Here is a 12,232-nt window from a genome sequence, read left to right as displayed (position 1 = left end):
GCGCAACCGGTCCGGGCTGCGGAACTGCCCGGGACACCCTATCTAGACGGGCACGCGGCACCGGCTGGCGCGTTGGGAAGGACATGGACACGGTACGCCAGACGATCGCGAAGCAGGTGCGGGCGCTGACAGGCGCGGGGGACGGGGCGATCGACCTCAGCCGCCCGCCGGGGGACGACGGGCTGTTCGGGCCTGCTTCCGTGTGCTGGCGCGTCCACGGCGACTTCACCTCGATGATGATCGGGGGAACGGCCGCGCTGATGTTGCAGATGCTCCACCCGCTGGCGCTGGCCGGCGTGTGGGATCATTCGAACTTCCAGCGCGACATGCTGGGACGGCTGAAGCGGACGGCGCAGTTCATCGCCGGCACCACCTATGGCGCGACCGGCGAGGCGGAGCGGCTGATCGGGCGGGTGCGCGCAATCCACGACCGGGTGCACGGCACGCTGCCGGACGGAACGCCCTATGACGCGAACGATCCCGAACTGCTGACCTGGATCCATGTCGCGGAAGTGCGGATGTTCCTGTCCGGATACCTGCGCTACCGGGCTCCGCTGTCGGCGGCCGAGCAGGACCGGTACTTCGCCGAGTACGCCGAGGTTGCGCGGCGGTTGGGGGCCGAGGACGTGCCGACCGGTCGGCGCGAGATCGATGCGTATCTGATGGACGTGCGGCCGCAGCTGCGCTTCGACGAGCGCACGCATACGGTGCTGCAGGCGCTTCTGTCGCAGCCGGCGCCGAACCTGGCGATGCGGCCGTTCGGCGACCTCACCATGCGGGCGGCGATCGACCTGCTGCCGGCCTGGGCACGCGCGATGCTCCAGCTGCGCGAGCGGCCCGCCGAGGGGCCGCTCGTCCGCGCCGGTGCGCGGGGCGTGGGGGTGATGCTGCGCTGGGCGCTCAACGGCCGCAATGCGGAGGCGCAGGCGCGGCGGGGGTAGGGGGACCTCCCTTCCCCAACGCCCACCGTATCCCTGCGGAGGCAGGGATCCAGGGACAGGCAGAACAACGATCGGTGGCGTTCGGAACCCTGGGCTCCCGCCTTCGCGGGAGCACAAGTTGGAGGGGCCTTACGGCAGCGCCGCGCGCAGTTCCTCGACCCACGGCTTGGCCACGCCGTCCGAGGGCGCGCGCCAGTCGCCGCGGGGGCTGAGCGCGCCGCCGCCGGACACCTTCGGGCCGTTGGGGATCGCCGAGCGCTTGAACTGGCTGGTCTGGAAGAAGCGCCACAGGAAGGATTCGAGCCAGCGGGCGATCGTCTCCAGGTCATAGGCGTTGCGCTTGGCCTGCGGGAAGTCGATCGGCCAGGCGCCGCCTTCGCTGTCCTTCCACGCGTGCCAGGCGAGGAACGCGACCTTGGAGGGGGACAGCCCCTGGCGGACGATGTGGTGCAGGAAGAAGTCGTGCAGCTCGTAGGGGCCGACCTTGCTTTCGGTGCTCTGCAATTGGCCATCGTCGCCGGCCGGCACGAGCTCTGGCGAGATCTCGGTCGCGAGGATCGCGTCGAGCACTTGGTTGGTGGGCGCGTCGAACTGGTCGGTCTGGATCGCCCAGCGGATGAGATACTGGATCAGCGTCTTGGGCACGCCGGCGTTGACCGCATAATGGCTCATCTGGTCGCCGACGCCATAGGTGCACCAGCCGAGCGCCAGCTCCGACAGGTCGCCGGTGCCGAGCACGAAGCCCTCGCGCTGGTTGGCGAGGCGGAAGAGATAGTCGGTGCGCAGGCCCGCCTGCACATTCTCGAACGCGATGTCGTAGACCGGCTCGCCGCGCCCGAAGGGGTGGTCCATGTCGGCGAGCATCTGGCGCGCGGCCGGCCGGATGTCGATCTCGTCGCCGGTGATGCCGAGCGCGTTCATCAGCGTCCAGGCATTGGCCTTGGTGCCCTCGCTGGTGGCGAAGCCCGGCATGGTGAAGCCCAGGATGTCGGAGCGCGGGCGGTCGAGACGGTCGAACGCCTTGGCCGCGACGATCAGGGCATGGGTAGAATCAAGCCCGCCTGACACGCCGATCACCAGCCGCTTGGCACCGGTCGCGACGATCCGCTTGCGCAGCGCCTCCACCTGGATGTTGAACGCTTCATAGCAGTCCTCGTCCAGCGACACGGGGTTGCTGGGTACGAAGGGGAAGCGACGCACTTGGCGCTTGAGGCCGACGTCGGCGAAGTCCGGCTGGTGCGCGAAGCCGATGCGGCGGAAGCGCGTCTCCGGGTGGCCTGACGCGGCGGCGGCGTCGTTGAACGTGCCCATGCGCATCCGCTCCAGCCGGATGCGGCCGGCATCGACGTCGGCATAGATGGTCGCGTCGGCACTGGCGAAGCGGTGCGAGGCGGCGAGCTGCTCGCCCAGTTCATAGACCAGCCCCTGACCGTCCCACGACAGATCGGTCGTGCTCTCGCCCGGGCCGGCAGCCGAATAGACATAGGCGCCGACCGCGCGCGCGGACTGGGCGGCGCACAGCATCTCGCGATCGCGCGCCTTGCCGACGACGATGTTGGAGGCGGAGAGATTGCACAGGATCAGCGCGCCCGCGAGCGCGCCGGCGGTCGAGGGCGGGGTGGGCGCCCAGAAGTCCTCGCAGATTTCGGCATGGAAGACGAAGTCGGGCAGGTCCTCGGCCGCGAAGATCAGGTCGGTGCCGAACGGCACGCGCTGGCCGGCGACGGTGATCTCCAGCCCGGTGAGGCCCGCGCCCTCGGCGAACCAGCGCTTCTCGTAATATTCGCGGTAGTTGGGCAGGAAGCTCTTGGGGACGACGCCCAGGATGCGGCCGCGAGAAACGGCGACGGCGCAATTGTAGAGCCGGCCGTTGCGGCGCAGCGCCGCGCCGACCAGCAGCACCGGGCGCAGATCGGTGCTCGCTTCCACCACCCGGGCGAGTGCTGCTTCGGCCGCCTCGCACAGCGCGTCCTGCAGGTGCAGGTCGTCGATGGCGTAGGAGGAGAGATTGAGCTCCGGGAAGACCAGCAGGTCGGCGGCGGCCTCATGGCCTTGCCGGGCGAGCGCGATCGTCGCCTCGGCATTGGCGGCCGGGTCGCCGGCAGTGGCGAGCGGGGTGCAGGCACCAACGCGGATCAGGCCGTGCCGGTGGATCGAATAGAAGCGGTGTTGCGTCATCATGCGAAGCGTAACGCGCGAGACGGCGAGAAGCTACGTCACCCATTTTCGCGCGTTGTGGCTTCGCCTCGGATCACGCCTTGCCGGCGTAGATCATCCGCCCTTCGCCCAGCATCGCGAACACCTGCGGCAGGTCCTGCTCGCCGACCGCGAAGCAGCCTTGGCTGCGGCCGAGCATGCCGTGGGTCTTGAGCATGTCCGGGTTGGCGTACCAGGCGCCGTGAATCACGATCGCACGGTCGCGGGCGTTGTCGTTGGTCGGATCGAGGCCGATCACGCGCTGCGAGCGGCCGTGCTTGCCCACGTAGTAGTCGGCAGTGACGAAGGCGCCCTCGCAGGTCGCGTTCGAATTCGGCTGGTTGGAGAAGCGCTGGAGCTTGCCCGAGTGCGCCGGATCGGAGCCGCTGCCGTGCGAGACGAGCAGGCGCGTGACCTTCCCCCCCTCCAGGTCGATGAACTGGAAGCGGTGCTCGCTGGACGGCGCATCGAAATCGGCGATCGCGATGCGGTCACGACGGCGGATGGTGTCGCCATGCGCGTCGAGCGCCGCAATCGCGCGGTCGAACAGTTCGGGCTGCACGCCACGGGGCGCGGAGACGCTGGCGGCCTTCGGCTCGGCAAAGATGCGCTGGCGGACCGGGGTCGGCACGGTGCGGGGCGCGGGGCGGTCGGTGCCACCCAGCGTGCTGCGCGTCACGGCAAAGGCGCCCAGCGCGGCGATCGAACCCAGCATTGCGCGGCGCGAGCGAACGGTGTCGTCAAACTGCATCCTGCCTCCAAGAGAAGATGGTGAGGACAGCGGCCCATCGGGGCCGTCGTGCGCTCTCAAGTATCTAATTTGGTGACATTTTATGCAAGTTCAACCGCCCCGGGGATTGCCCGGGCCGTCGCGTTCCAAGGCCTTGTCGCTCAGTCGGCCGGAGTCAGGACGCGCGCGATCGTCGCCTTCAGCTGGTCCCCGGTAAAGGGCTTGGTAAGGACCGGGAGGGGCACGCTGCCGTCCTCGACATCGGCGAAACCCGTCACGAGGATCGCACGCAGGCCAGGTCGCCGCTCGCTCGCCACCCGGTAGAGATCGAGGCCCGAGATGTCCGGCATGGCATAGTCGGTGACGAGCAGATCGATTGCGGCGTCGCTCTCCAGCGCGTGCAGCGCCGCCTGGGCGCCGTCCGCCTCGATCACCTGGTGCCCGGCGCCCGTCAGATGCGCGACGAGCACGGCCCGGACTTCGGCGTCGTCCTCCACCGCCAGCACCCGCAGCGAAGGGGTCTCCGCCGCCTGAGCGGCAACGGCCGCAGCAGCCTCGACCGGCTCCAGGCGGGGGAACCACAGGGTCACCGTCGTGCCCTCGCCGACGCGGCTGTCGATCGTGACGGTGCCGCCAGACGCTTCCGCCATGGCGCGGACCATCGGCAGGCCGAGGCCCGTGCCCTCGCCATGCGGCTTGGTGGTGAAGAACGGCTCGAACACGCGGTCGCGCAGGTGCTCGGGAATGCCGGCACCATTATCGCGCACCGCGATGCGGATGCAGTCGCCCGCATGCGCCAGCTCCGGCGGCCCGGGGGCGCGGGCGCTGGAGATGACGATCTCCCCACCGTTGGCCATGGCATCGCGCGCGTTGATGCACAGGTTGACGATGGCGAGTTCGAACTGGCCGGGATCGGCGTGGATCGCGCCGTCCGCCTGGAGGTCGAGCGTCAGGGAGACGCGACCGGCCATGGTGCGGGCGACGAGTTCCTCCAGATCGCGGATCGCCTCGTCCGGGCGGAAGGTCTCGGCGGCGAGGTCGCGCTGGCGGCTGAAGCTCAGCAGGCGGCGCGTGATCGCCGAGCCGCGGCCGGCCGCCGAGCGGGCGTTGGCCAGGAAGCGGGTGAGCCGATCCGGCTTGTCCAGCGAGCGTTCGGCGAGTTCGAGGTTGCCGAGAATGGCAGCGAGTAGGTTGTTGAAATCATGGGCGATGCCGCCTGCGAGCGTTCCGAGCGCCTGGAGCTTTTCGGCCTGGTGGAGCCGGCGGGCGGCGAGGCGGCGGTCGGTCTCGTCCGACTCGATCTTGAGCAGGTGGCGGTCGCTGTCGCTGACGCCGAAGGGGATCCGTCGGACGCGGGTCCAGCGCTCGTCCTCATCCTCGCCCCCGCTCTGCAGATCCTCTTCGGAATAGCTGCCGCTGGCGAGCGCCGCCTCATCCTTGTCGCGTACATCGCCCGCGGTCGCGTTCTCGACACGATCGTGGTTGCCGCGGATCAGGCGATGATGGCGATCGAGCACGGAAATCTGGTCGGCCGACGCCTGCATCAGCCCGAGGAAGGCGGATTGTTCGAAGCGGAGCGCGGCGCGCAGCTTCTGCCGCTCGGCGGCGGCGGCGACCATCGCCCGCAGTGCCTCCGGCTCCCACGGCTTGGCGGCATAGCCGCTGATGGCACCTTCGTTGACGGCCGACACGACCGCCGACAGGTCCGCATAGCCGGTCAGCAGGATCGCGTCGGCATCGCTATAGGGACGTGCCCGGGCGAGGAACACGTTGCCCGGCATCTCCGGCATCCGCTGATCGGAGATGATCACCGCCAGGTCCGGGTTCGCCTTGACGATCTCGAGCGCTGCCACGGGGGAGGTGGAGGAGAGCAGCCGGTAGCGGTCCTCCAGCAGGTCCTCCAGCGCGACGAGGATCTCCTGCTCGTCGTCGACGACCAGAACCTTGGGCAATTCGGAATCGTTGGAATCGGTCATTGTCGATGCAGAGGTACCGCCAAGAGGAAGCGGGCGCCACCTTCGTCGCCCGATTCGATCGTGATCTCGCCACCGTGCGACCGAACGACGCCATAGGCGATCGCCAGGCCCAGGCCCGTGCCGGAGCCCACGTCCTTGGTGGTGAAGAAGGGTTCGAACACCCGCTCGCGTACCTCCGGCGGGATGCCGGGGCCGTTGTCGGTGATCGCGATGAAGAACCGGTCGTCGCGGGTCGAGGTCTCGATGACGATGCGGCCGGTGGTGGGATCGACCGCGTCGACCGCGTTCGAGATGATGTTCATCACCACCTGGTTGACCAGCGCCGGCGAGCTTTCGAGCGTGCGGACGGGGCCGTAGCGCCGCTCGATCGTGACGGTCGCGGGGATCTTCGGCTGGAGCAGCGTCAGCACCGAGTCGATCGCCTCCGGAATGTCGACGAGCGACCATTCGCCATCATCGAGACGCGAGAAGCGGCGCAGCTTCACCACCAGATCCTGGATGCGCACCAGCCCGGTGCGGATCGAACCCAGGCGCTCCGCAGCCTTGGCGAGGCGCTTGGTGCGGGTGTCGTCCTCGGCGGTCGTTGCGTCCTGCACGGCCCGCTCCACGGTGGCGTGGTGGGCGAGGATGAAGGCGAGCGGGTTGTTGATCTCGTGCGCGATGCCGGCGACGAGCTCACCCAACGACGCCATCTTGGCGGACTGGACCAGCTGTGCCTGCGTTTCGCGCAACTGGGCGTTCGCCGCCTCCAGCTCGCGGTTGGCGGCGGCGAGGGCGTCGCTCGCCTCCGCCTGGGCGCGCGCATGGGCGAGTGCCAGCTCGCGTTCCCGCTCGCGGGCGGCGCCCGCCGCCTCGTCGTCGCGGGCGAGCTTGCGGCGGAGGATCGAACGCACCCGCACGAGGAGCATGTCGCGCTCGTCCCGGCTGGGCAGCACGTCGTCGGCACCGGCGCCGAGCCCGGCAAGCGTCTGTGCGGGATCGGCGACCTCGGACAGGGCGGCGATCTCGAACCCGGCGCTGTCCGCCTGCCGCTGGCGATCCAGCGCACGGACCCAGGCGAACGGGTCCTCGCCTTCGGGGGCCGGGCCGACGAGAACGCCGTCGAACTCCTCCTCCGTAACCGCGGCGAGCATCGCCTGCTCGTCTCCGGCGACGCTGACCGCATGACCGTCCCCAGTTAGCAGCCCCCGCAGCCAGTCGCGGTAGATCGGGTCCGCCACTGCGACCAGCAGCCGGGCCTGGCGGAAGCCGCCCGCCGTGCCGTTGCCCGGCACGGAGCGCCGCTGGCGCAACAGCGAGCGCATGCGCGACACCAGCAGCTGCGGGCCGCTCGCCTTGGGCACATAGGCATTGGCGCCGCTGTCGAGCCCCTGGCGCTCCACCTCGCTCGCCTCGTCGCTGGTGAGCATGATGATCGGCAGCGTGCGGGTGTGGCCCGTCTGGCGCAGGATGCGCACCAGCTCGTCCCCGTTCATGCCGGGCAGCCGATAATCGACCACCAGCAGGTCGGGCAGCGCCTCGTTGAGACTGACCAGTGCGTCCTCGGCCGTGCGGGTCCGGTCCACGGTGAAGCCGAAGCCCTCCAGCGTCCGCCGGAAGACCAGCGCCTGGGTGTCCGAATCCTCGACCAGCAACAGGTGCGGCGACGCGTCTTCGCTCACTGCACGACCTCGCGGGCCAGGATCCGCTTCACATGGGGGCCGATCAGATCGAGCGGCAACGCCAGCGCGCCCTGGCGCACCGCGGCGGCCGGCATGCCGTTCACGACCGCCGTGCTCTCATGCTCCGCGATCGCGGCCCCACCGGCGTCGACCAGCTGGCGGACGCCCGCAGCCCCGTCCTCTCCCATGCCGGTCAGGACGACGGCGAGCGCGGCACCATCGAGCGCCGCCGCGGCGCTGGTGAACAACACGGTCGCGGCCGGCCGCTGGCCGCCGACGGGCGGCGCCTCCGACAGCCCCAGCTTGCCCGAAGGCATCAGGGTCAGGTGCCGGTCGCCCGGCGCCACATATATGGTGCCCGGCTGGGGCAGGACGGCGGCGCGGGCGAGTTCGACCCGCTGCGGCACGACGCTGTCCAGCCAGCTGGCGAACCCGTCCATGAAGGCGCCGCCCATGTGCTGGACGAGCAGCACCGGCAGCGACAGGTCGGCGGGAAGGCTGTTGAACAGCTTGGCCAGCGCCTGAGGGCCGCCGGTGGAGGCGGCGCACAACAGCATTCGCGGCGCAATGCGCGGCCGCCCGGCGGTCGGCGCGCCGGCAAGCGGCGTGCGCATGCGCCGGCGGACCACGGCCACCTGGCTCATGATGACGAGCTGGGTGCGGATCTCGGCGGCGATGGTGCGGTATTCGGGATCGGCGATGCCGACCGGCTTCTCCACGGCGGCGAGCGCGCCGGCGCGCAGCGCGTCCATGGTGGGATTGAGCTGGGTGCGATCGAAGCTGGCGGAGATGACGACGATCGGCGTCGGCTGATCGGCCATGATCTGGCGCGTCGCCTCGAGCCCGTCCATGCCGGGGAGGCGGATATCCATCGAGATTACGTCGGGGCGGATCGCCGCCAATTGCGCCAGCGCCTCTTCGGCGCTGGCGACGGCGGCCACCACCTCAAGCCGGGGGTCGCCCGCGATGATGTGCGTGAGCAGGGTGCGAACGACGAGCGAGTCCTCGACGATCATGACGCGGATCGGGCGCGTTGCCATGGATCAGACCAGCTGCTGTACGACGGAGATCAGCGTCCCCTGGTCGAACTCCTGCTTCGTCACATAGGCATTCGCACCCAGCTGGAGTCCACGCTCGATATCGTCCGGGCTGTTTCGCGAGGTCATCATGACGACGGGAAGCGCTTGCAGGGCCGGATCGTTCCGTATTGCCGTGAGCAATCCGAAACCGTCCATGCGCGGCATTTCCACGTCTGCCACCACCAGGTCGATCGGCTCGATCCCAGCGCGCAGCTGCTCCAGCCCGGCAAGCCCGTCGACCGCGATCAGGACGCGGTAGCCCTGCGCCTCCAGGATGCTCTTTTCGAGGGTGCGGGTGGTGATCGAGTCGTCGACGACGAGCACCGTGCGCTGCACCGGCCGGGTCGCAGGCGCGATGCGCGGACGGCGGCGGGGGCCGGACGCGTCGGCGGCGAGCAGCGCCTCCGGCTCCAGCACGAGCGCGATGCCGTCCTCCAGCAGCACCGTTCCCCAGATCAGCGGCACGTCGGCGGCAACCGCCGTCGGATCACCCACTACCAGCGAGCGGACGTCGTCGAGCGCGTCCACCAGCAGCACGCGGCGCTGGTCCGAGCCCTCGATCACCACCGCGGGGCGAGCGCCGTCGGGCGCTTCGGACGCCGGCAGGCCGAGGAGGTCGGCCAGCTCTGCCACCGGCACCGCCTCCTCCTGCAGCATCAGCACCGCACCGCCCTCGGTACGGTCGAACGCATCCGGGGTGAGGCGGAGCACGCGGTCGACGCTCGCCGCGGGGAGGGCGTGCCGGGCGCCGCCGGCCTCCACCAGCAACAGGGCCTGGCGGGCGAGGGCGAGCGGCACCGACAGGCGGATCTCGGTGCCCGTCGGACGGCCGGGCAGGATGCGGACGCGGCCGTGCAGCCGGCGCACCGTCTCCGCCACGACGGAAAGGCCGATGCCGCGGCCCGAAACCTCGTCCACGGTCCGGCTGGTCGAGAAGCCCTGCTCGAACAGCAGCGCGTAGAGGCCGCGTCGGGAGGGTGTCGGCGCGCCGGCGGCGATCAGTCCCGCCTCCCGAGCGCGCGCCTCGATCGCCTTGGGATCGAGTCCGGCGCCATCGTCCCGGATGACGATGTTGAGGCGGCCGCGGTCGGTGGTGGGGAGCACGCTGATCGTGCCACCCTCCGGCTTGCCCGCCCGGGCGCGCACGGCCGGCGGTTCGATCCCATGGCTGACCGCGTTGCGCAGCAGGTGGAGCAACGGCTCGCGCAGGGCCTGGAGCACGCGGCGATCCGCCTCCGCCTCGATCGGTTCCATGACGAGTTCGGCGAACTTGCCCTGGCTGGCTGCGAGGTCGCGGACCATCCGCTCATGGCCCTCGAAGAGGGTGGCGACGGGCAGCAGCAGGATGCGTTCGGCGTCGCGCTCGATGTTGGCGGCGGCGCGGTCCAGCGCCCAGCGCTGGCGGCCGACCTCACGGCGCAGCCGTTCCGTGCTGCCGACCAGGCGGGCGATGCGGCGGGCAAGCTCGCCGTCCTGCGTGGCAGGCATGTCAGCCAGCTCGGCCCCGAGCACCTCGACCATCTCCATGATCCGATCCTGCTCGGAAATGTGGTTGGCAAGGTCGTGGACCGAACGGGCGAGTCGCTCGACGTGGCGGCCGGCGACATGCACGCGGCCCGTCTGCGTCGGGGATGCCGCGGCGGTCGCCTCGGGCGCGTCCTCTTGCTTGGTGTCGCTGCGGGCGCCGTCCTCGATCGCGTCGGCCAGGGTGCGCAGCTCGGCGAGCGTGGTGGCATCGAGCGCGCGTTCCCCGCGCTCTGCGGCGAGCAGGATGGTCTCGGCCGCATGGGCAGCCGCTTCGGTCGCCGGCAGATCGACCGCACGCGCGGCCCCCTTCAGGCTGTGGGTACGGCGGCTGAACTCGCGCAAATCGACCGGACGGCCGGCGGCGGCATCCGCAAGCGCCTCGCGGATGCCGGCCATGTGCTCGGCAAGCTCGGCGGCGAAGGCCGCGAGCAGTTCTGCGCGGAGTTCGTCCACCCGCCCGTCCTCAGACGCGGTAGCGTTCGGTCAGGCTCACCAGCGTCCGCGACAGCTGGGTGAGGTCGCCCGCCGCCTGGTCCAGCTGGCGGGTGCTGGCCGCGGTCTGCTGGCTCGCCTGGCGGATGTTCTGCAGGGCGATCGTCACCTGCTCGATGCCGATCTGCTGCTGGTTGGTGGAGGCGACGATCTGCTGGAAGGTGTGGACGTTCTCCTGCACCCGTGTCGCCAGTTCGTTGATCGCCGACTGGCTGGCGTCGGTGCGCTCCTTGCCGGAGGCGACGCGCTTCACCGCCTCTTCCGTCAGCATGACCGAGGCGTTGATGCCGCGCTGAATGTCGCCCAGGATCGAGCGGACGTTGCGGGTGGCGGACTTCGCCTGGTCCGCCAGCGTCTTCATCTCCGACGCGACGATCGCGAAGCTGCGACCCTGCTCGCCGGCCGCCGCCGCCTCGATCGAGGCGTTGAGGGCGAGGAGGTGGGAGCGTTCCGAGACGTCGTTCACCGTCGCGATGATGTCGCCGATGGTCTGCGTCTTTTCCGACAGGGCGACGATGTTGCCGGCGACCGCCTCGGCCTGTTCGCGGATCGCATCCATCGCGCGGGCGGTGTCGTGGACCGCGCTGCGGCCGGTGTCGCTGGTCTGGGCGGTGGCTTGGGCCGCGGCGATCACTTCCTGCGCGCGCAGCGTTATCTGGGCGCCCGAATGGGTGATCTCGTCGACGGTAGCGGCGGTTTCCTGCACGGCGGCGAGCTGTTCCTCGACCGACGCGGCCTGCTCCTGGGTGGAGGCGCGGATCTCGGTGGCGGCGGCGTTCAGGTCCTCGGTCGCGGCGCGGCTCTGGCGGGCGATCTCGCGCAGGCCCACCACCATCGTGTTGAGGGTGGCGCCCAGCTGGCCGAGTTCGTCGCTGCCGGTGATGCGCGTCTCGCCCGACAGGTCGCCTTCGCCGATGCGGCCGGCGAAACTCATGAAGTCGCTCAGCGGCCCAGTGATCGAGCGGCGGATCGTGAAGGCGACCACGACGCTGACCGCGATCGCGATCAGCAGCCCGATCAGGATCGACGTGCGCGTGCTTTCATAGACGTCCTGGGTCGCGCGCCGCCCGACCTCGATCGTGTTGCTGACGATCGTGCGGACCTGGCCGAGGCTCTGCGCGAGCGCGGCATGGTGGCGATCGATCTCTTCGCCCGCCTCGATCGCACCCTCGATGTTGCCGTTCTCCAGCATCTCCAGCTGGCGTGCGCTCGCGGGGCGCAGGCGATCGAACGATGCCTGCACCGCCTGCGCGCCCTCGGACAGCTGGCGCCATTGTTCGATGCGGCCCTGATTGACCGCGGTCTCGCGGTTCTTCTCCGCGGTTGCAGTCAGCTTCGCGAGCGCGGCTGCCGTTTCGTTGGCGCGCGACTGCCAGTCGGTGATGTCGCCCGGAATGCCGCGGCCGCTGCGCATCGCATGCATCACCGCCATCAGCCGCGCCTCGCGCATCCGTGCCTCGGTCCGAGCGATGGCGTCGACATCAAGGATCGCGGCATAGTCACGCTGGACGATCCGGTCGACGTTCGAGCGGACCACGCCAACCTGCTGGAGCGAGTAGAGGCCCAACGCGACCAGAATGGCCGTGATGATGCCGAACCCGGCAACGATCCGAGTGGAAACCGACAAGGC

The 12,232-nt window shown here is 70.1% G+C and carries 8 protein-coding genes; 1 reads left to right on the top strand and 7 read right to left on the bottom strand.

The window, feature by feature from the left end:
* The first annotated feature begins 83 nt into the window (after nt 1–83).
* Nucleotides 84–941, top strand: a complete 858-nt coding sequence (locus MHZ35_RS04345; protein WP_239434533.1) for an oxygenase MpaB family protein — start codon at nt 84–86, stop codon at nt 939–941.
* A 129-nt stretch (nt 942–1,070) separates the two neighbouring features.
* Here the strand turns inward: MHZ35_RS04345 and MHZ35_RS04340 are convergent, their stop codons facing one another.
* The 7 genes from MHZ35_RS04340 to MHZ35_RS04310 all read right to left on the bottom strand — a co-directional run bounded on the left by MHZ35_RS04340 (nt 1,071) and on the right by MHZ35_RS04310 (nt 12,229).
* Complete coding sequence (locus MHZ35_RS04340) at nt 1,071–3,122, bottom strand: NAD(+) synthase (protein WP_239434532.1); 2,052 nt, start codon at nt 3,120–3,122, stop codon at nt 1,071–1,073.
* Between the two features lie 70 nt (nt 3,123–3,192).
* Nucleotides 3,193–3,888: a murein L,D-transpeptidase catalytic domain family protein gene (locus tag MHZ35_RS04335; protein WP_239434531.1), complete on the bottom strand. Its 696-nt coding sequence runs from the start codon at nt 3,886–3,888 to the stop codon at nt 3,193–3,195.
* 140 nt (nt 3,889–4,028) lie between these two features.
* Nucleotides 4,029–5,843, bottom strand: a complete 1,815-nt coding sequence (locus MHZ35_RS04330; RefSeq protein ID WP_239434530.1) for a response regulator — start codon at nt 5,841–5,843, stop codon at nt 4,029–4,031.
* Nucleotides 5,840–7,504, bottom strand: coding sequence for an ATP-binding protein (locus MHZ35_RS04325; RefSeq protein WP_239434529.1), 1,665 nt, complete (start codon nt 7,502–7,504; stop codon nt 5,840–5,842). Before MHZ35_RS04325 ends, MHZ35_RS04330 begins: the two co-directional genes overlap by 4 nt.
* Nucleotides 7,501–8,544, bottom strand: coding sequence for a chemotaxis protein CheB (locus tag MHZ35_RS04320; protein WP_239434528.1), 1,044 nt, complete (start codon nt 8,542–8,544; stop codon nt 7,501–7,503). Before MHZ35_RS04320 ends, MHZ35_RS04325 begins: the two co-directional genes overlap by 4 nt.
* 3 nt (nt 8,545–8,547) lie before the next feature.
* Nucleotides 8,548–10,563 (bottom strand): hybrid sensor histidine kinase/response regulator, encoded by a 2,016-nt coding sequence (locus tag MHZ35_RS04315; RefSeq protein WP_239434527.1) that lies wholly within the window; start codon nt 10,561–10,563, stop codon nt 8,548–8,550.
* A 10-nt stretch (nt 10,564–10,573) separates the two neighbouring features.
* Entirely contained in the window at nt 10,574–12,229 is a 1,656-nt protein-coding gene (locus MHZ35_RS04310) for a methyl-accepting chemotaxis protein (RefSeq protein WP_239434526.1), read from the bottom strand.
* Nucleotides 12,230–12,232 lie beyond the last annotated feature (3 nt).

This window comes from Sphingomonas sp. ACRSK, from assembly GCF_022346685.1.
Lineage (GTDB): Bacteria > Pseudomonadota > Alphaproteobacteria > Sphingomonadales > Sphingomonadaceae > Sphingomonas > Sphingomonas molluscorum.
The sequence above is the reverse complement of the archived record's forward strand: the minus strand, read 5'-3'. Positions and strand labels throughout refer to the sequence as shown.

Coding starts and splice junctions, on each gene's coding strand:
- MHZ35_RS04345 (WP_239434533.1), top strand. CDS start 84: ATGGACACGGTACGCCAGACGATCGCGAAGCAGGTGCGGGCGCTGACA.
- MHZ35_RS04340 (WP_239434532.1), bottom strand. CDS start 3,122: ATGATGACGCAACACCGCTTCTATTCGATCCACCGGCACGGCCTGATC.
- MHZ35_RS04335 (WP_239434531.1), bottom strand. CDS start 3,888: ATGCAGTTTGACGACACCGTTCGCTCGCGCCGCGCAATGCTGGGTTCG.
- MHZ35_RS04330 (WP_239434530.1), bottom strand. CDS start 5,843: ATGACCGATTCCAACGATTCCGAATTGCCCAAGGTTCTGGTCGTCGAC.
- MHZ35_RS04320 (WP_239434528.1), bottom strand. CDS start 8,544: ATGGCAACGCGCCCGATCCGCGTCATGATCGTCGAGGACTCGCTCGTC.